Source organism: Chitinivorax sp. B, assembly GCF_005503445.1.
Lineage (GTDB): Bacteria > Pseudomonadota > Gammaproteobacteria > Burkholderiales > SCOH01 > Chitinivorax.
On record NZ_SCOH01000008.1, the window covers coordinates 1 to 21,149 of the forward strand.

Annotated in this window: 16 protein-coding genes; 2 read left to right on the forward strand and 14 right to left on the reverse strand. The window is 53.2% G+C overall.

Annotated elements, in window-relative coordinates:
* The 8 genes from FFS57_RS06705 to FFS57_RS06740 all read right to left on the reverse strand — a co-directional run.
* Positions 1-295: pilin (locus FFS57_RS06705; RefSeq protein WP_137937003.1), on the reverse strand; the 295-nt coding region annotated here is incomplete at its 3' end.
* 230 nt (positions 296-525) lie between these two features.
* Positions 526-1,125 (reverse strand): FHA domain-containing protein, encoded by a 600-nt coding sequence (locus FFS57_RS06710; RefSeq protein WP_137937004.1) that lies wholly within the window; start codon positions 1,123-1,125, stop codon positions 526-528.
* A 190-nt stretch (positions 1,126-1,315) separates the two neighbouring features.
* Positions 1,316-2,161 (reverse strand): Stp1/IreP family PP2C-type Ser/Thr phosphatase, encoded by an 846-nt coding sequence (locus tag FFS57_RS06715; RefSeq protein ID WP_249383923.1) that lies wholly within the window; start codon positions 2,159-2,161, stop codon positions 1,316-1,318.
* Complete coding sequence (locus FFS57_RS06720) at positions 2,158-3,747, reverse strand: serine/threonine-protein kinase (protein ID WP_171013686.1); 1,590 nt, start codon at positions 3,745-3,747, stop codon at positions 2,158-2,160. Before FFS57_RS06720 ends, FFS57_RS06715 begins: the two co-directional genes overlap by 4 nt.
* Positions 3,748-3,931: 184 nt before the next feature.
* Complete coding sequence (locus FFS57_RS06725) at positions 3,932-5,287, reverse strand: TolC family outer membrane protein (RefSeq protein WP_171013688.1); 1,356 nt, start codon at positions 5,285-5,287, stop codon at positions 3,932-3,934.
* A gap of 31 nt (positions 5,288-5,318) precedes the next feature.
* Complete coding sequence (locus FFS57_RS06730) at positions 5,319-8,369, reverse strand: efflux RND transporter permease subunit (RefSeq protein ID WP_137937007.1); 3,051 nt, start codon at positions 8,367-8,369, stop codon at positions 5,319-5,321.
* Positions 8,366-9,451 (reverse strand): efflux RND transporter periplasmic adaptor subunit, encoded by a 1,086-nt coding sequence (locus FFS57_RS06735; protein WP_171013690.1) that lies wholly within the window; start codon positions 9,449-9,451, stop codon positions 8,366-8,368. The genes FFS57_RS06730 and FFS57_RS06735 overlap by 4 nt, the downstream gene beginning before the upstream one ends.
* Positions 9,452-9,466: 15 nt before the next feature.
* Positions 9,467-10,105, reverse strand: a complete 639-nt coding sequence (locus FFS57_RS06740; RefSeq protein WP_137937009.1) for a TetR/AcrR family transcriptional regulator — start codon at positions 10,103-10,105, stop codon at positions 9,467-9,469.
* Between the two features lie 314 nt (positions 10,106-10,419).
* Here FFS57_RS06740 and FFS57_RS06745 point away from each other — a divergent pair, with 314 nt between their 5' ends.
* Positions 10,420-11,979, forward strand: a complete 1,560-nt coding sequence (locus tag FFS57_RS06745) for an MBOAT family O-acyltransferase (RefSeq protein ID WP_349306717.1) — start codon at positions 10,420-10,422, stop codon at positions 11,977-11,979.
* Between the two features lie 14 nt (positions 11,980-11,993).
* The gene (locus FFS57_RS06750; RefSeq protein ID WP_171013692.1) at positions 11,994-13,049 is read left to right on the forward strand and encodes an alginate O-acetyltransferase AlgX-related protein; all 1,056 of its coding nucleotides are present in this window, start codon (positions 11,994-11,996) and stop codon (positions 13,047-13,049) included.
* On the opposite strand, the gene kdpE is transcribed toward FFS57_RS06750, so the two are convergent.
* The 6 genes from kdpE to kdpF form a co-directional block, all read right to left on the reverse strand.
* A complete protein-coding gene (gene kdpE / locus FFS57_RS06755) occupies positions 13,046-13,732 on the reverse strand; it encodes a two-component system response regulator KdpE (protein WP_137937012.1) in 687 nt (228 codons plus the stop codon). The genes FFS57_RS06750 and kdpE overlap by 4 nt on opposite strands.
* On the reverse strand, positions 13,725-16,433 hold the full coding sequence (gene kdpD, locus FFS57_RS06760) for a two-component system sensor histidine kinase KdpD (protein ID WP_137937013.1): 2,709 nt from the start codon (positions 16,431-16,433) through the stop codon (positions 13,725-13,727). Before kdpD ends, kdpE begins: the two co-directional genes overlap by 8 nt.
* 132 nt (positions 16,434-16,565) lie before the next feature.
* On the reverse strand, positions 16,566-17,138 hold the full coding sequence (kdpC, locus tag FFS57_RS06765) for a potassium-transporting ATPase subunit KdpC (RefSeq protein WP_137937014.1): 573 nt from the start codon (positions 17,136-17,138) through the stop codon (positions 16,566-16,568).
* A gap of 12 nt (positions 17,139-17,150) precedes the next feature.
* Complete coding sequence (kdpB, locus tag FFS57_RS06770; RefSeq protein ID WP_502705900.1) at positions 17,151-19,196, reverse strand: potassium-transporting ATPase subunit KdpB; 2,046 nt, start codon at positions 19,194-19,196, stop codon at positions 17,151-17,153.
* Positions 19,197-19,242: 46 nt separating this feature from the next.
* Positions 19,243-21,051, reverse strand: a complete 1,809-nt coding sequence (kdpA, locus tag FFS57_RS06775; RefSeq protein WP_137937016.1) for a potassium-transporting ATPase subunit KdpA — start codon at positions 21,049-21,051, stop codon at positions 19,243-19,245.
* The gene (gene kdpF / locus FFS57_RS06780; protein ID WP_137937017.1) at positions 21,052-21,141 is read right to left on the reverse strand and encodes a K(+)-transporting ATPase subunit F; all 90 of its coding nucleotides are present in this window, start codon (positions 21,139-21,141) and stop codon (positions 21,052-21,054) included.
* Positions 21,142-21,149 lie beyond the last annotated feature (8 nt).

Here is a 21,149-nt window from a genome sequence, read left to right on the forward strand (position 1 = left end):
AGGTAACAGTAATAACACCTTGTGCACCAACGCCAACGCTATTTACTGCATTACCTTTAATCGAACCTGAAGATGCCAATCCTGCCGAAACGTTCGAGCCAGGGAAACGACCATTTGAGCTGTAGAACTCAGTTACCGAAGCTTTTGCGCCAGAAGCCAGACCCAAACCTTCAGCTACATGCGAACGCTTGGTGTAATCTTGATAAGCAGGGATCGCAACAGCAGCCAGAATACCGATGATCGCAACGACGATCATCAATTCAATCAGGGTAAAACCTTGTTGTACGCGCTTCATAAACTTCTCCTTAGAACAGTGTGTTGACCACACGATAAACACATTGTGTGTTTCCGTGTCATTCAATAAGCATATTACATGCCAGCTTTACCACAAAATATTATTCCCATAAATATCAACATGTTATGAAATACATAAGAAAATTAGCATTCTCTACGTTGGTATAGTCTGTTTTTCGAATATAGATTGATACCACCACCACGTCAGGAAGTGACATTTTTTGTCACTTTTCATGCGGCCAATTCCTTGAACTGCATTTTTGCCTCACCAATCTCAATGACATCACCATCACGTAAGCCGATCGATTCACCAAGTTTGACAAGTTGGCCGTTCAGCATTGGAGGTTTGCTTCCCTCTACAAACAATAGTGCATATCCGGTCACATTTCGAACTACAGAAACGATACACAAGCCTGCTTTACCAAAAGTGGTGCTTTCTTTGCTGAGGTCGATGGTACGGCCTGCGTTGGCGCCAGTGTTGACCTGCAGGGTGGCTTTTAGCAGTGTGGGGGCTTGTAGAGTGGTGTGGCCAGTGCTGCTGATGATGCCGGCTTTGTATACTAGGTTATATCGGCCAATTTCGAGGCGGTCGTTAATTTCGAGATAACGCTTTTTGACGGCCTTGCCATTGGCAATGGTGCCGTTGGTGCTATCGAGGTCTTCCAGGAACGAATCGGCGCCGATGGTCTGGATTTTGGCGTGGTAGCCACTGACGGTTGGGTCATCCAGGCGCAGGTCGTTGTCCGGACGGCGGCCGATGGTGAGCTGGCCCGGGCGGAGTTCGATTTCTTGTAAGGTTTCGCCATTACGCATGACGATAAGGCGGCCCATAGTGTGTCCTTCCTGTTACGACAATGGGAGCCAGTGTCGTGTTTCACGTAGATTGCGACTGATAAAAGTGATGGATTTCGCGACGAATCGAGGCGCAAACCACAACCATAGCGAGCTATGGCGATGATTTGTAACGAAGAATCGGCGTGATGGACGCACCTTTATGTCTCAAGAAAAGTGAAACATTACACTAGTGGCCGCGATGATTGCCCAACCAGGAGAACAACTTGGGCATCCAGCGCGGGTGGGTAGGGAACGCTGCTTTGATATGGATGAGGATAACGGAGACATTGTCTCTACCACCGACATCGTTTGCAGCATCAATCAAATGATCGGCGGCATCGTGTAGTTGCAATTGATTGGATTGCAAAACATGCAAGATGTCACTATCCGCCAACATATCATTCAGACCATCAGAGCAAAGCATGTAAAGATCACCAACTTCAACCTGAAATTCGTTGAATTCTGGCTCTGCGTACGCCTCAATTCCCAAGGCTTTGGTGACAAGGTTTTTGTATTCGACGAATCGGGCATCTTCCTGCCGCACCAAACCTGCGTCAATTTGTTCTTGCAACAATGAATGATCGCGTGTGAGCTGTTCCAGATGTGTTGCTCGCAGGCGATAAAGCCGGGAGTCGCCTATGTGTGCCACCATCATCTTGTTATCGTAAAACAGTGCTGTAACCAGGGTGGTACCCATACCTGAGCATTGTGACTGGGTTTGGGCAGCCTCGAACACCGCAGCATTGGCTAGTTGTATCTGGCTCTCCAACATGGTCAACGCATTGGGCCGGCCATTAACAGGGTCAATCCGATGCGGTTCATAATGCAATAGCGCTTGCCTCAATCCTTGCGAAATCAGATTGACAGTCATGCCAGAGGCAACGTCACCTGCATTGTAGCCACCCATGCCATCAGCCAGAATGGCGAAGCCGCAGTCTGGATCCATTGCTACTGCGTCTTCATTGCGCTCTCGGACCAAGCCGGGATCGGAACGACAGACCATCTCCAGCGCGTGAGACAGCTTGGGCGTCATGCCTTCCTCATCATCTTGTTCCTGCAGTTTCTTAACGCTTCGGCCATGTCAGCAGCAGTTTCATAACGTAGATCGGGAGTTTTAGCCAAACAACGCTCCACCAACCGGACCAGGGGCACTGGCATGTCCTGGCGATATTCGGTAATCAATGGAGGAATCTCGTTGGCAATCGCCCCCATCAATTGGGCCAACGACTTACCCTTGAATGGTAGCTCTCCAGTCAGTAATTGAAATAGGGTCACCCCCAGCGAATAGATATCAGCCCGTCCATCAAGCTTTTTGCCTGCCAGTTGTTCCGGTGACATGAAAGATGGCGAACCCAATACTAAGCCTGTCCTGGTTCGACTGGAATCGGTTATTCGAGCAATACCGAAATCAGTTACCTTGAGTTTGCCATCTTCGTTCAACATCAGATTCGCAGGTTTGATATCGCGGTGAATGATGTTCTGCTTATGCGCATAGTGAAGTGCATCTGCGGCATCGGCAATGTATTCCAGCACGCGTTCGACAGGCAGCAACGTATTTGCCGAAGCGTAGCGATTCAGATCATGCCCGTTTAGAAATTCCATCGCAATGTAGGCCAAGCCATGATCTTCACCTGTATCGTAAACAGCGACAATGTGAGGGTGCTTGAGGCGCCCTGCAGTTTCCGCCTCACGGAAGAAACGGGCACGTGCATCAGTCAAATCTGACGCTTCAAATTCGTCAGATAACGCCATGGTTTTCAATGCAACGACTTGGCCATTCTCTGCATCTCGACCTTGAAAAACGATCCCCATAGAGCCTTTGCCAAGCTCACGTTCAACCTGATAGCGCCCAAGCTGGCTCACTCTGGGAATCGCCGTTACAACTGGGCTGGCGTATGGTGTGGATATTGGCGCAGAAACCGGGGTCGCGCTTACAGTAGGCATTGATTTCGGGATTGTAATGGCTGGCTTCTGGCGAGCCAAACGACGCGGCAAGTCTCGATATTCCGGATCGTGGCTGGCAATGTGCTCAAATACTTTACGCGCCATAATCAGTTGTTGACGGACTTCAAATGCCTGTGCCAACCGGTAAAGCCGATCCATTAATGGGGGATCAAGCGGGCATTGCCGCAACAATTCAAATGCTGGTTCAAGTTGCCCTTCCTCCTGAAGCGCAATCCCTTGTTTCAACAATTGGCGGTTCTGACGATCTTCAGGTGAAGCGAATTGTGAGATGACTTGTGACACTAAGCCCAGAAACAACATCATTATGGCAGCCATCAACGGCAACCAAAGTTGACCAGTCATCCACCCAACTACCTGCAGTACCAACAAGCTCACAATAGAGATGGTCGCAATCAATACCGTGCGACCAAGCTCCAACACTGGCCACCACAACACGACCGGTAGCGCCCCCAGCAGGAGCACCCAAATGCTGGGTTTAACCACGTCACCCGGTATCCCTGCGTCAAGTGGCTTCCAAGACTGGACAGTGGTGTAAAGCAACTGTTCAAGCAGTGCAAACACATCTGTAACAAAGAAAAGTAGTAGCGCTACCAACAAGCTGGCAGCCGCTGCAAGCGTATTGACACGTAATCCTGGTTGATTGAAACGATCCATAACAGTCATCAGGTCGAGGAATTATCTATTATGTTATAGCGGTAACCGCTGCCGAATAGCTCAAAAACCATATGCGGAAGAATTTTGCGGATTTTTGTTGTATGTACAGTCTTACCTTGCGACAGCTTGCAAACAAAAGAAAGCCCGGGGCAAGCCCGGGCTTTCTTTATCATCAAACGGGCGATCAATTCTTGACCAACAACTTGTTGACCGATTCCAGGTCGCTCTCGGACAGTTTGCCCGCCTGGAAGGCCAGATTCAGCTTTGCCAGCAGATAGTTATAGCGGGCCTGCAACAGGTTCGACAAGGTCTGGTAGTACTGTTGTTGCGCATTCAGCACATCTACGTTGGTCCGCACCCCTACCTGCTGCCCGGTCTTGGTGGCATCCAGCTGGCTTTGGGCCGATACCAGCGCCTGTTCCAATGCCTGCACCTGGGCTGCGCCACTGGTCACACCCAAGAAGGCAGACTTGGTGTCCTGTTCCACACTGCGCCGGGTTGTCAGCACATCCTGCTTGGATTTCTCATAGTTGGCTGCCGCTTCTCGCGTTTTGGAGTCCAACCCACCACCGGCATAAATTGGCACGTTCAACTGTAACCCTACAGAGTAGGTACGGGTTTGATCTGTCCCCCCATTGCGCGCACCCACCTCATCCCAGTTCTTGCCGACCCGGCCCACCAAGTCCAACGTAGGGAGATTGGCCTGACGATTACGTTGCACTTCGTACTTGGCGACCTGTTCACCCATTTGCTGAGCTTGTAATACCAAATTACCATTAGTAGCCATATCCTGCCAGCTGTTAAGATCTCTTGGCTCCGGCAGTGTGGGTTTCATTTTGGTATTAAGCGACGCGATCCAATCCTGACTGGTACCAGTAATTTGGCGCAGCGCATTGGTCTTGACTTCCAGATCATTGCGGGCAGCAATTTCCTGAGCATTGGTCGCATCATAACGGCTTTGTGCTTCATAGGTATCGGTAATAGTGGCCACCCCTACCTGAAACCGCTTCTTGGCCTGAGCCAATTGTTCAGAGAATGCTTCTTTTTGAGACGCTGCCACCGTTACCGCATCGCGTGCCTGCAACACATCAAAATAGGCCTTGGCTACACGCAACATCAATTGTTGTTCAGTCAACCGATATTGTAGCTCTGCTGATTGGGCAGCCAACTTGCCCTGCTCATAGGTCGTCAGGTTCTGGGCGCGGTAAATTGGCTGTTGCGCACTGATGGCTGCATCGTACTTGTTGCCTTTACGGTCGACTGTATCTGGCATACCGGGCACGGAATTCGCAAATTCGGTACGGACCCAGGCTCGGCCAGCCTCGGCTGAAGCCCCCACTTGTGGCAGCAACTGGGAGCGACCCTGAACAGCTTTTTCCTTGCCAGCCTCCATGCTGTAACGGGCTGCGGCCAATTGTGAATCGTATTTCAGTGCATAGCGGTAAGCTGACAGCAGGTCGCCGGACCAAGCGGACGATGCTGTGAACAGGTAGGCCAACCCGCACAGCAGCGCGGTCTTGTTGAATGGCAATTGGGTCATGCAGTATATCCTCAAATAATCCCCGGTATGCTTACACCGGCTTTTGAATCTTGAACCATGCCGCATACAAAGCCGGCAGGAACAGCAAGGTCAGCAAGGTGGCTACCAACAGGCCACCGGTAATGGCAATGGCCATCGGCCCCCAGAAGGTATTGCCCCACAACGGAATCATGCCAAGAATGGCTGCCAGAGCCGTCAACATGATCGGTCGGAAACGCCGCACGGCTGATTCGACGATAGCAGTCCACGGGTGTTGGCCAGCAGCGATGTCCTGCTGGATCTGGTCCACCAAGATCACTGAATTACGCATGATCATTCCCGCCAAGGCGATCACACCCAGCATGGCCACAAAACCGAATGGCTTGTCTGCCACCAGTAGGGAAATGGTCACCCCAATGATGCCCAACGGTGCTGTCAACAGGACAAGCATTGTGCGTGAGAAGCTTTGCAGCTGCAACATCAGCAAGGTCAGAATAGACAAGACTGTCAATGGCATCACTGCATTGATTGACGCCTGGGATTTCGAACTGGATTCCTGTGCTCCTCCCACCGCAATGGCGTAGCCTGGCGGCAATTTTGCGCGCAACGCCTCAAGTTTGGGATCAATCATCGCCGTCACAGTCGGTGCTTGCACATGATCCGGGATATCAGCCCGCACATTGATCACAGGTACGCGATCACGTCGCCAGATTCCGCCCTCCTCGGCTTCATATTTCAATATCGCAATCTGCGACAACGGCACATACTGGTTGTTCCCGGTAAAGACATTGATGTCTTTCAGCGCACTGACACTTTCCGGTGTTTCAAACTTGGCACGCAACACAATATCCACCTGCTTGTCGCCTTCACGCAGCTGTGTCACCGGAATACCATTGAGCATGGCGTACAGAGTCTGGGCCAACTGTTGCGAGTTCACCCCAAGTGCCCTTGCCTTGTCCTGATCGATTTCCAGACGCAAAGCCTTGGTCATGTCATTCCAGTTGAGATTGACATTGCGGGTATGGGGATTCTCCCGCACCACCTTGGCCACATCGTCAGCAATCTTGCGAATCTGGATCAGATCCGGCCCGGAGACACGGAACTGCACCGGATAACCCACGGGCGGACCATTCGGCAAACGCGTTGCATGGCCCAGTATCAGCGGGAAGTGCGTATTAAACAGGTTCTCGATCTTGCCCATCAAACGCTCGCGTGCCGCACCGTCCTTGGCTGTCACAATGATCTGCGCATAGTTCGTACCAGGTGGAGGCTCATCCAGCACCAGTACAAAACGCGGCGTCGGGGCACCTATGTAGGTAGCGAAATTGTCGATATCGGCATCGCCAGACAGCATCTTCTCCAACCGCGCTACTTCGCTTTCTGTCGCCTTGTGTGATGCCCCTTGCTTCAACCACATGTCCACTACGATCTCAGGTCGGGTCGAATCCGGGAAGAACTGCTGTTGAACGAAGCCAAACCCCGCTACTGCAGCCACGAACGAACCCGCTGTTGCCAGCATCACAGTCTTGCGATGATCGACACACCACGTGACCAATGCACGGAACCGCACATAAAACGGCTTTTGATAGACAGCATGTTCGTCATGCTCGCTTTGAGGCTTGATCTTGAGCAGATGAAAGCCGATGTAAGGTGTAAACAACACCGCCACAATCCATGATGCCACCAGCGCAATCGCAACCACAGCAAACATCGAGAACGTATACTCACCAGCAGCCGACTTGGCCAACCCCACCGGCAAAAAGCCCGCTACCGTGATCAACGTCCCCGTCAGCATCGGCATGGCCGTGGAAGTGTAGGCATAGGTTGCTGCCTTGAAGCGGTCCCAGCCCTGCTCCATCTTCAATGCCATCATCTCGACGGCAATGATCGCATCGTCCACCAGCAAGCCCAGTGAGATGATCAACGCACCCAGCGAAATCTTCTGTAAATCGATGCCCAGTATTGCCATGGTCAGGAACACCATGGCCAGTACCAGTGGAATTGCAATTGCCACCACCGTACCGGACCGCAACCCCAGGCTCCAGAAACTGACCGCCAGTACAATCACGATGGCTTCGATCAGTGTAGTGACAAATTCGTTGACTGACTCCTTGACTACCTTAGGTTGGTCTGCAACGCGATGTACCTCCACACCAATTGGCAGATTACGTTTGATCCCGGCCAGCCCATCGTCAATATGCTTGCCCAATGCAATGATGTTGCCACCACGCTGCATGGAAATCGCCAGCCCCAAGGCAGCTTGCCCGTTATATCGCATCCGTTGCTCTGGCGGATCGGCATAACCTCGCTTGACCTCGGCAATATCACCAAGGCGGAAGGTTCGCCCCAATGCCGATACACCAATATCACGAATACTCTCCTCATCCAGAAAATCGCCTGTCACCCGCAGGAAGACTTGATCCGAATGGGTTTGCACATCCCCTGCTGGCGCCATGGCATTTTGCGTTTGCAGGGTCTGGATAATCAACCGAGGGTCGATTCCCAATTGAGAGAGCTTGCTGGGTGAAATCTGCACATAGATCTTTTCGGATTGCTCGCCAATGATCTTCACTTTGGCGACATCGGGTACTTTCAGTAGGACATCCCGTGCATCTTCCACATATCTTTTCAGTTCTGCATAACTGAAACCCTTGCCAGTAAAGGCATATACGTTGCCATAGGTATCACCGAATTCATCATTGAAAAATGGTCCCAGCACCCCTTCCGGCAGGGTATGCCGAATATCGTTGGTTTTCTTGCGAACCTGATACCACGCATCTGCCACCCGGGTCGGGTCCACATCATCACGCAGGTTGATGAAGATTTGCGATTGACCAGCTTGGGAAAAGCTCTGAATGAAGTCCAGCCCTGGCGTTTCCTGCAGCTTACGCTCAATCTTGTCGGTCACCTGCTCTTCAATCTGACGGGCAGAAGCCCCAGGCCAGACAACCGATATCACCATCCCGCGAAAAGTAAAAGCCGGGTCTTCCGCTTGCCCCAGCTTGAAATAGGACAACAAGCCGGAGATGGCGACAGCGATGATGAAAAATTTGACCAGGTCCTGATGCTTAAGCGCCCATTCTGAGAGGTTGAGCTGTTTCACGAGCGCTCCTCTTGCAGCAACTTGACGGGTTGATTCTCAAACAACAGCGTGACACCTGCGGTAACCACCCGCACACCATTTTGCAATCCGGCAGTCACAGTAATGTCGTTATCGATGTACTTACCGATGGTAATCGGCTGGGCTTTGACCTTCATCGTTTTTTCGTCGATGACCCACACCATTGGCTGTTTGCTTCGTTGGAACACTGCTGACAACGGCAGGCGAACCGCCTGCACGGAACCGGCCCGTGCCACCATCACATTGGCAGTCATGCCCAGCCTGACAGATTCATCCGGGTTGAGCAGTGAAACCCGGGCCGCATAGGTTCGTGTGGTCGGGTCGGCGTCTGGCGCCAGCTCACGCAATTTGCCTTCATATTGCTTGGTTGGGTCCGCCCAAAGGGTAATCGTCAGTTTGTCAGCCTGCTTCAACTCATCAACACGAGATTCCGGTACGCTGACCCGGACTTCCTTTTCATCCAACCTCGCCACACGGATCACACTTTGCCCTGGTGCCACCACCTGGCCAGCCTGAGCATCAACCCCTGTGACAACACCATCCTTATCAGCGGTCAGTTCGCTATATCCAGCTTGATTGGTATTGATGTTGAATTGAGCATGGGCCTGATCGTATCGGGACCGGGCTGCTTCAAACAGCAAACGACGCTGATCGAATTCAGCCGGGCTGATGAATTTACGTTCCAATAAATGCGCATATCGATCCAGATCCGATCTGGCCTTGTCGAAATCCGCCTTGGCCGCAGCCAGTTGCGCCCGCATTGCCTGTACGCCCAACTGCAGGTCTTGTGGGTCCAGCCGGGCCAACACCTGCCCTGCGGTCACCATGTCACCCACTTGTACCAAGCGCGAACTGATTTTGCCACCCACACGAAAGCCTAGCGGTGTTTCATAGCGTGCACGAACCTCTCCAGAATAGCTGGCGCCCTCGTTCACCGCACCAACTCGCACAACCATGCTTTTGACCGGCCGCACCTGTTCCTGTTTTTCCTGTGCCTGCTCACAACCTGATAGGGCAACCGCCGCCACGATCAGTACACCTGGCCACAAACTGCCTGTATGCATGCCCATCTCCCTTGCCTATTCAATTCTGTGGCAAAGCCCGCGTCTGAGCAGGCCAAGGTAGCTATCGAGAAAGCGCTGCTCATCAAAGGGCTCGTTCACACACGCCCCCAATGAATGCTGCCAGATCATGGCCATCATGACCGGCGCGATAACTACCCGCATGGTGTAGTCTATGTCCATTGCGCGAAATTCGCCGCGCTCCACACCGTATTGCAACGCGTTCATGACCAAGTTCTGCCCACGGCAGACAACTTCGTCATAGTAATAGGTTGCGACTTCCGGAAAATTGCCTGCTTCTGCCACCACCAGTTTGACAATCCCTGCCAGCTTGGTCTTGGCAATGGCCCCCCACATGAAGTGGATCACGGCCTCCAACAGTTGCTCGCCGGTGCCATCAAAATCACGGACCAACGCTTCGCCGGTTGCAATACTCGGTAGCAGGCCTTCCCGAATAACAGCCTTGAACAGCTCTTCCTTGTTCGCAAAATAAAGATAGGGTGTACCTCGTGTCACGCCGGCACGTTTGGCAATGTCTTCGATCTTAGTCGCAGCAAAACCGCGCTCAACAAACAGGTCGAGCGCAGCATCAATGATTTCACTTGGTCTAGCTTGCTTACGGCGAGACCAGCGACTGCCAGCTGGCTCTTTGACCATATCCGCCTACGCGCATAAAAATAAATGAACAACCATTTAGCAATTCAATTTGCAATGTATTCATAAAGTAAAGTGATGTCAATGTCGCATCATGCTGCAAGCAGCCAGCATGGCTGAAATCTCCATTTCAAACAATTGGATGATCCTCTGCGTTATCATTTAAAACATGGGATTTTCACTCACACCTCAACGCTCGTTTTGTCTCTGCCACTTCGTACAGCAAAACAATCAGATATCCCCACTCCATCAAACTGATCGTGATCTACGACGCATCGCCCTGCGCTTGCCGCCGCAAAAAAGATAGAATTGCGCCTTTGCCACCGCACCTTGCATCGATGCTGTTCAATTCCTATGTGTTTATCTTCGCCTACCTGCCCATCGTCTTGATGGGGTTCTATTTGGCTGGGCGATATAGCCATCAGTGGGCATCATGGTGGCTGGCCACAGCCTCACTTTTTTTCTATGGCTGGTGGGATGCACGCTTTGTTGGCCTGCTGTTGGCATCAATTGCTTTCAACTATGGTGCCGGCTATCTGATTGCGTTATGGGCGGCCCGAGATAAACGGCAACAGAAATGGCTGCTGGGGCTGGCCATCACGGTGGATCTCGCTTTATTGGCCTATTTCAAATACGCCAACTTCTTTGTGGAAAATCTTGCGACCGTGATGGGTGAACGGTTGTCCATCGGTGAAGTGCTGTTGCCGCTAGGAATCTCTTTTTACACCTTCACGCAGATTGCCTTTCTGGTCGATACCTACCAAGGTAAGGTCAAGGAATTCCGCTTGGTGCATTACACGCTGTTCATCACCTATTTCCCCCATCTGATTGCCGGACCGGTGTTGCATCACAAAGAAATGATGCCCCAGTTCGCCCAACCCGCCACCTGCAAGTTGAACTGGGACAATATGGCGGCAGGTTTGGTTATTTTTCTGCTTGGACTGGGTAAGAAGGTGCTGATCGCCGATGCCTTGGCACAATATGCAATCCCAGTATTCCAGGCCGTGTCGCAAGGCCATCAGCCGATGTTTTTTGAGGCCTGGATCGGGGCGCTGGCTTACACCTTGCAGTTGTATTTCGACTTCTCGGCCTATTCCGACATGGCCATCGGAATTTCGCTACTTTTCAACGTGCAGTTACCACTCAATTTCAACTCCCCTTACAAGTCCACCAGCATCATCGATTTCTGGCGATGTTGGCACATGACCCTGTCACGCTTCCTGCGTGATTATCTGTATATCCCACTTGGTGGTAACCAGAGTGGCAACGCACGTCGTTACCTGAACCTGATGATTACCATGCTGCTTGGTGGACTATGGCACGGCGCAGGCTGGACCTTTGTCATCTGGGGTGGGCTACATGGTGCCTACCTGTTGATCAACCACGCCTGGCGTACCCTGCAAGCCAAGCTGCAACGCCCGCCCAGTGGGCGTTTCTGGACATTGGCTGCCGGGTTGCTGACCTTTACATCGGTAGTGGTGGGCTGGGTATTCTTCCGTGCGGATTCGGTTCAAAGTGCAATCATCATGCTGGAAGGAATGAGCGGTCTGCACGGCGTAGCCTTCGCACCTCAGTGGGGCGAGGGGTGGCTCAGCTCTACACTGATGGCACTAGGGGGAAAGTTCACGGGGGTCACGCCCCTGACGGGCCTCAACGCCAGTCAGGCTTTCAATACAATTTTACTTGGATTGTTGATTGTGTTCTGCCTGCCGAACACCCGACAAATCGTGCAAAGCCCCCCCACAGAACGGCAAGGGCTACTACGCTTGTTGCACCTGCGGCTTAGCGGGCTGCATGCTGCTCTGCTGATTGGTCTGGCTTATGCGGTGCTCACCCACCTGCATCGTCCGTCTGAATTCTTGTATTTCCAGTTCTGATGAGAGCTCAGACAATGCGATTGTTGATTTCTCCTCTCAAGCCAAAGCAGTTCAGCTTGGTCATTGTGGCAGCCATGCTGACCATGGCATTGGTAGGGATGACAGCAAGTTACTGGTTCAAACCGTTGCAGGGAGACCTGACGCGCATCGGATATCTACCGGAATCCGATTTCATGCCTATCCAGGCGCAAGTTCACAATGTGCCTGACACGAGTCCCCCCACCCCTATCGACCGAGCTGATATGTTGATCATCGGTGATTCATTTTCAATCACCAACGATTGGCAGCGCCATTTACATGCCAAAGGCATCACGACGACCATGCTGCATTGGGACGATCTACAATATTGCGGCCCAAATGACACCAGCTATGCAGACTATTTGGTGCGGCGAATTCGGACAACGGGCTTCAGAGGCCGGTATCTTGTTCTGCAAAGCGTGGAACGGGCATTTGAAAATCGCATGCAGAATCACTGCCACAAGCAAGCTACCATCAACCCGGCTGCTTCTGTTGCTCTCCATATCCCACTACAACCACCTACACTGGGCTGGGGCTGGGTCTACCAAACGCTGTGGCACACGTTGCAACTACGATTCGCTCCCACTCGTGACCGGCAGTTTGGCGATACGCGGGTGATCGCCATGAATGGCTGCAAATTGTTCAGCCATCAACAGTGTGGTTACAGCCTGTTTTACAAAGAAGATTTCGAGAAACCCAGTTTCAGCAGTACCTTGCAGGTAACCGCCATCGATCAACAGCTTCGACAATTGAACCTGCAACCGTTATGGCTGGTCGTGCCTGACAAATCTACGGTCTATCTAGGGTATGGGACGCAAAATGAACGGCCTTACGTCAATATCTGGCAGGCCTTAGCGACTCACAGTCATGTCATCGCACCGGATCTGGGCGCGTTGTTCCAGCACCAAAGCCGACAACAACGGGATTTCTACTTACCGAATGACACCCACTTGGGTCAGGCTGGGTATCAGTCTCTTGCGGAACAGGTCCTCAAGGCTTTACCTGCCGTCCCTTCGCCAGGATTACCAACCACGGCAGAACCATCGCCTTAATCGCGGATAAAACGATAGCCAATGCCTACTTCCGTAAGAATGTAATGTGGTTGCGCCGGGTCATCCTCCAGTTTCTGGCGCAAATGACCCATGTAGATACGCAGGTAATGGCCATGCTCGGTATGGTTTGGCCCCCATACCTCGCCCAATAGCTGGCGGTGGGTAACTACCTTGCCAGCATGACGCACCAAGGCGGTGAGCAGACGGAACTCGATCGGAGTCAGCCGGACTTCCTGCCCAGCCTTGAGAATGCGGCGCGCTTCCAGATTGACTTCCACATCACCGAACCGGATCATCCCATCAGGCCGATCTGGTGCAATCAGGTAACGTCGCAGGTGGGCACGCACCCGGGCCAGCAGTTCCGCAACACTGAATGGTTTGGTCAGGTAATCGTCTGCACCGGCATCCAGCGCCGCCACCTTACTGGCTTCCATCGACCTGGCCGACAATACGATAATGGGGATCGCACTCCAGCCACGCAACTTGCCGATCACTTCCACCCCATCGATATCTGGTAATCCTAAGTCCAAAATCACCAGATCCGGCTTGCGGGTGCCACATTCGATCAGCCCCACTTTGCCGGACTGTGCGGTATAAACGTCAAAGCCTTCCACTGCCAGTGAATCTGCAATGAACTGGGCGATCTGCTTTTCATCTTCGATCACCACAATATGATTACGCATTGACTGAGTCTTCTTCTGGCATGTCAGGCGGGGTCCCCAATGGTAGCGCAATATGGAACACTGCCCCGCCTTCTGCACGATTTTCAGCCCAGATCCGCCCTTGATGGATCTCCACAATAGCCTTGCAAATGGCCAATCCCAATCCGACCCCAAGGGTTGAGGTTTCATGCTCACCTCGTCGGAATTTCTCAAACAACTTCATTTCCGCCCCATTTGGCAAACCTGGCCCGTTATCCAGAACCGATAGCACCAACTCATGGTCGTCCTGCCGGCCCTCCAACCGTATAGTGGAGCCAGCTGGGGTATATTTCGCGGCATTTTCCAGTAGATTGCATAGCACCCGCTCCAGCAGGACCGCATCTACTTCCACCAGGGGTAGATCCCGCGGCAAACTGGTTTGCACCACGTGATTCAGTAATTGCCGATGGCAAACGCGCAACGCACTGCCAATCACTTCCTCAATCATCTGCCACTGCTTGTGCAATTGCACATTCCCTGACTGAAACCTTGCCATTTCCAACAGGTTGGATACCAAGCCAGTCATCTTCAACGCTTCATCTTCAATATCCCGTGCTACCCGTTGGGCTACCTCAAGGTTGGCGTTTTGCCCCTGCAAAGAACTGGCTAGGCCAACAATTACAGTCAACGGCGTACGCAAATCGTGCGAAATTGCAGACAGCAGGGAATTTCGTAGCCGTTCTGACTCCATGGATACCAAGGCATCCTGCGCCACTTCAACATAGTGGACCCGTTCAATGGCTAACGCGATCTGTGCAGCAAAGGTTTCCAGCAGGCGTTGTTGTTCAGGCTGCAACATCTGCTTCAATGCAGGCGACTGAATCACCAACACGCCACGGGTACGCATGGGAGCTCGTAACGGTAAATATTTTGATGCGCAGGCAGGCAAGGTGTCCGTCCCAAGTCCGGCAGCTTGTTGATGGTCATAAGTCCATTGTGCAACCCCCAGGTCAATTTCTGGCCAGTTACGTCGTGTATCCAATACCGGCTGACGCACGGCTTCGTGGCTATCCGGCAACAAAATTGCCGCCCGTACCTTGAACACAGCCTCGACCGCTTCCAAACTGATCTCCAGGATCCGATCATAGGTCAACGCACTCGCCAGCTCTTTGGACAGGTCATACAACGAAGCTACCCGTTGCTCACGGTAGCGTGCGATATGGGCCTGGAAACGAATACCCGCCATCAAATTGCTGATAGTCAGCGCGACAATCAGCATGACACCGAAAGTCAGCAGGTATTGGGTATCGCTGACAGCAAACGATAAACGCGGTGGGATGAGAAAGAAATCAAAAGCCAAAACCGATAGCAAGGAGGCCAGCACCCCAGGCCAACGACCGAAGCGGGCGGCGATGGCCACCACGCCCAGTAGGTAGATCATCACTACATTGACCAAATCCACATACTTGACCAGAGCAATACAAGCCAACGTGATCAGCATGATCAGCGCCAAGGCCCAGCCCATGCCACGACGTTGGGCTCCGATGGTTTCGCCATCGGCCAACAACTGTATTACCGGTTCGTGACCGGAACGTGGTGTCGTCTCATCCTGCTCCGACACCACATAGACATCCATGTCACGAACTCGGGCCAGTAGGGTATCCAGTACACGGCGGCGAAGCCACTTGTGCAAACCCGATTGGCGAGCCTGTCCCACCACCAGTTTGGAGACGTTCCGACTACGTGCGTAGTTCAGCAAGGTATCAGTCAAAGCCGAGCCTGCCAGGGTCTGCGTTTCAGCGCCCAGCTGCTGCGCCAGCCGAAGATTGTCAAAGATCGCCTGTCGTCGAATATCCGCCAAACGTTGCCAGCCCGGAGTTTCAACATATACAGCAATCCAGTCTGCACGCAGGTTGGCCGCCAATCTAGCTGCGGCACGCACCACTGCAGCCCCATCATCCGGCCCCAGGCAAACCAATAAACGTTCCTTCGCCTGCCAGACACGATGAATGGACTGATCAGCGCGATATTCCCGCATCTGAGTATCGACACGGTCGGCCGTACGTCGCAATGCCAGTTCCCGCAATGCGATCAGATTGCCTTTACGAAAGAAATGCTTCACCGCCCTATCCGCCTGATCAGGCAAATAGACTTTGCCCTCTTTCAGGCGCTGTAACAGCTCTTCGGCGGGTAAATCGACCAACAGGATTTCATCGGCCTGATCGAACACCTTATCAGGCAACGTTTCATAAACCCGAATCTGGGTGATCTGCCCGACCACATCATTCAAACTTTCCAGGTGCTGTACATTCAGCGAGGTATACACATCGATCCCCGCCGCCAGCAATTCTTCCACATCCTGCCAACGCTTCGGGTGTCTTGAACCGGCCAGATTGGAATGCGCCAACTCATCCACCAGGATGACTTGCGGGTTGCGAACCAGGGCTGCGTCGATATCGAATTCCGACAAGGTATGCCCACGGTAGTCGATCTGCTTGCGTGGCAATACCTCCATGCCTGTAAGCATATTGGCAGTTTCAGTGCGGCCGTGAGTCTCCACCACACCCACCACCACATCCACACCCGATTGCCGCAATGTTTGTGCTGCTGCCAGCATGGTGTAGGTTTTCCCGACACCAGCAGAAGCCCCAAAGAAGATCTTGAGCTTGCCGCGTTGCTGTTTGGCTTCTTCCTGGCGGATTTTGTCCAGTAACTGATCTGGGTCTGGGCGGATATCGATCATGCAGAGTAGATTCTTAATTGATTGAAATGAATTTGAAACTACATAAAACGTCACCATGCAGAAGACCTTAGACACTGCGGATGCCATACTCAGCATACCTACAGGTCCAAGGCCCCAAGTTGAGCTGACAGCTTACTTCAACGCCTCCAGCGCCAGATTCAACTTCAACACGTTGACACGCGCTTCACCCAGGACACCCAACTGACGCTGCTCAGTATTGGCTTCTATCTGCTCACGCACTTTGTCAACGGGCAGGCCGCGAACACGCGCCACACGATTGAGTTGATACAGTGCTGCCGCCACACTGATATGCGGGTCCAACCCGCTGGCAGAGGCAGTGACGAGATCGACTGGTACCGGGGACTTGTTGTCCGGATCCGCTGCCTGTAAAGCCGTCAATCTGGCCTGTACCGCATCAGATAACGCAGGGTTGATGGGCCCTAGGTTGGAACCGCCAGAAGCCCCGCCATTGTAGGGCATGGGTGCGGTGGCCGATAATCGGCCCCAGAAGTATCTGGGCTCGGTAAACTGCTGCCCGATCAAACTGGAGCCGACCGGCTTACCATCACGATAGATCAAGCTGCCCTCCACTTGGCTAGGAAACAACAACTTGCCCAGCCCCGTGGTCAGCAGCGGATACGCCACCCCAGTCAACAAGGTCAGGCCCGCAAAGGTCATCAATAGAGGACGAATCATTTTGTTCATGGGTTACCTCGTTCAAACCAGGTTCAGCGCAGCCAGCGCCATATCGATCAACTTGATGCCAATGAACGGCAATATGATCCCACCCAAGCCGTACACCAACATGTTCCGACGCAGTAGCGCTGCAGCACCGACCGCCCGATAACGAACACCTTTCAGTGCCAGTGGGATCAGCGCAATGATGATCAACGCATTGAAGATCACTGCGGACAGAATGGCTGAGGACGGGCTGGTCAAGCGCATCACGTCCAACACCTTCAATGCCGGGTAAGTGGTCGCAAACAGCGCCGGAATGATTGCAAAATACTTGGCAATATCGTTGGCCACACTGAAGGTCGTCAACGCACCGCGTGTCATCAACATTTGTTTGCCGATTTCGACGATTTCGATCAGTTTGGTCGGATTGGAATCCAGATCGACCATATTACCGGCCTCTTTGGCAGCCTGCGTGCCAGTATTCATGGCAACCGCCACATCGGCCTGAGCCAGCGCCGGTGCATCGTTGGTACCATCACCGGTCATTGCAACCAATTGCCCACCAGCCTGATGCTCGCGAATCAGCTTGAGCTTGGCTTCCGGTGTGGCTTCCGCCAGAAAGTCATCCACCCCAGCTTCGGCAGCAATGGCAGCAGCAGTCAGGTGGTTGTCACCAGTGATCATCACCGTCTTGATACCCATCCGGCGCAACTCTGCAAAACGTTCCTTGATGCCACCCTTGACCACGTCTTTCAGTTCTACCACCCCCAGCACCCGGTTGGAATCCGCCACTACAAGTGGCGTACTGCCGCGGCGGGCCACTTCTTCAACAGATCGCTCGACCGCAGCCGGGAAGGTGACTGATTTTTCCTTGGCATATTTACGGATTGCATCCACCGCACCTTTGCGGATTTCCATGCCGGCCATATCCACGCCGCTCATGCGGGTCTGGGCTGAAAACGGTACAAAGTGTGCCTGGAGCTGCCCCATATCGTGTTCACGAATCTGGAAACGCTGCTTGGCCAATATCACGATACTGCGCCCTTCCGGTGTTTCATCTGCCAGCGATGCCATCTGGGCTGCGTTGGCCAGGTCTTTTTCGTTCACCCCGGGCGCCGGCAAAAAAGCCGATGCCTGCCGGTTACCGAGCGTGATGGTGCCAGTCTTGTCCAGCAACAACACGTCCACGTCCCCCGCGGCTTCCACGGCCCGGCCAGAGGTCGCGATGACATTGGCCCGCATCATCCGGCTCATTCCCGCCACACCAATGGCTGAAAGCAAACCACCGATGGTGGTCGGGATCAGGCAAACCAACAACGCAACCAAGACCGTAACTGATACCGGCTGACCGGCCTTAGCCATTTCAACGCTGAACAGCGAATACGGTAGTAAGGTCACGGTTGCCAACAGAAACACCAACGTCAGCGCAACCAACAGAATGGTCAGAGCTATCTCATTGGGTGTTTTCTGACGTTTTGCACCTTCCACCATGGCAATCATGCGGTCCAAGAATGTCTCACCGGGATTGACCGTGACTTTGACGACAATCCAGTCTGACAATACGCGCGTGCCGCCGGTGACCGCGCTGAAATCGCCACCTGCTTCGCGAATGACCGGCGCCGATTCGCCGGTAATCGCACTTTCGTCCACCGACGCCACGCCTTCCAGCACTTCACCATCGGCTGGAATCACCTCACCTGCCTGCACCAGCACAAAATCACCCTTGCGCAAGCTGGCCGAATCAATCACCGTGATATGCCCTTCACGACGTGGCTCGGACAACTTGTGCGCCACCACATTTTTCTTGGCTGATCGCAAGCTGGCCGCCTGAGCCTTGCTACGGCCCTCTGCCAGTGCTTCGGCAAAATTGGCAAACAACACTGTAAACCAAAGCCACAACGCGATGGCCAGAATAAAGCCAGCTGGTGCTTCTGCTTGCCCGACCAGGGCTTGGATAAACAGGATGGTGGTCAGCATGCTCCCCAAATACACCACGAACATCACTGGGTTTTTCATCTGCGTACGCGGCGCCATCTTCTTGAAGGCATCGACGATGGCCGGTTTGACCAGTGATGGGTCAAACATCGACAGCGATTGCTGCTTACTCATTGATTTGCTCCGAATTCTCTGCTTACTTCAACGACAGCATCTGCAGGTGTTCCACCACCGGGCCCAGAGCTAAGGCAGGGACATAGGTCAAAGCCCCGACCAACAGCACCGTGCCAATCAGCATGGCAATGAACAATGGCCCGTGGGTTGGCATGGTACCAACGCCCGCCTCGATCCGTTTTTTCGCCGCCAGGTTACCCGCAATGGCCAGGACTGGCACGATGATCCAGAAGCGGCCAAAGAACATGGCCGCAGCCAGCATGATGTTGTAGAACGGTGAATTGACCCCCAGGCCGGCAAACGCGCTACCGTTGTTGTTGGCTGCGGAACTGAAGGCATACAGCACTTCGCTGAAGCCATGCGCACCCGGATTGAAGATACCCGCCTTGCCTGGCTCCACCATCACGGCGATGGCGGTGCCACCCAGTACCAGAATCGGGGTGACCAGAATGATGATTGACGACATCTTGATATCGAATGCTTCAATCTTCTTGCCTAGGTATTCCGGCGTGCGTCCAATCATCAAGCCCGCGATGAACACCGCCAACAAGGCATAGATCAGCATCGTATACAGGCCCGAGCCCACGCCACCGAACACAACTTCACCCAGTTGCATCAGCCACATCGGTACCAAACCACCCATCGGGGTCAGCGAATCGTGCATGCTGTTCACCGCACCACACGATGCTGCCGTTGTGACTGTGACAAACAGACTGGACGCCGCAATCCCGAAACGGGCTTCCTTGCCCTCCATATTGCCGCCGGCTTGCAAGGACGATGCATGCTGATCTACGCCAGCCTTATCAAACAATGGATTACCCGCTTGCTCAAAATAGGTCGTGACACCGGCGAAAAACAGGAACATCACACCCATTGCAGCATAGATCGCCCAACCTTGGCGCCGATCACCCACCATCACACCAAAGGTGTAGCAAAGCCCAGCCGGGATAATGAAGATCGCCAGCATTTCCAGCAGGTTGGTCAGCGGGGTGGGGTTTTCGAATGGATGAGCCGAGTTGGCATTAAAGAAGCCGCCACCGTTGGTGCCTAGCATCTTGATCGCTTCCTGCGATGCAACAGGCCCCATGGCCAACGGTTGTTTCTGCTGGGTGATTTTTTCCATGACTGGCTTCCCTTGCTCATCCAGCACGGGCTGACCAGTATGGTCTAGCTTGGCTTGTTGCCAGGTCACAGGCTCAACCGTTGCCACGTCCTGATACGCCGAGAAATTCTGCACGACGCCCTGCCCCATCAGTGCTACAGCCAGCAGCATCGACAAGGGCAACAGCACATGTACCGTGATACGGGTCACGTCCACCCAAAAATTGCCAATAGTCTGGGCTGATTTACGGGCAAAACCCCGAATCAACGCAATCACCACTGCAATACCTGTTGCCGCGGACAGGAAATTCTGCACCGCCAGGCCCAGCATCTGGGTGAAATAGCTCATGGTGGTTTCGCCACCATATGCTTGCCAGTTCGTGTTGGTAACGAAGCTGATGGCAGTATTGAAGGCCAAATCAGGTGGCACACCACTAAATTGCTGAGGATTGATGGGCAGTAGGCCTTGCAAACGCTGCAGCCCGTACAAAAACACAACACCCAGTACATTGAACAACAGCACCGCCACGGCATACGCCTTCCAGCCTGTTTCGACTTGTGAGTCAACACCCGCCAAGCGCAACAGAATATGCTCCAACGGGCGCAGTGGTTTCACGTACCAGGCATCCTGACCTTCCATGACCGTGGCCAGCCAAATCCCGACAGGCTTCGCCAACAGGCACAACAACAAGGCGAACACGCCAATTTGAATAATTGCAGTCTGCGTCATTTAGAACTTCTCCGGCCTCAGCAATGCCACAAAAAGATAAATGGCCAATACCGCCACCATGCCACCAGCCAACCAATACATCCAGGTCATGATCCGCC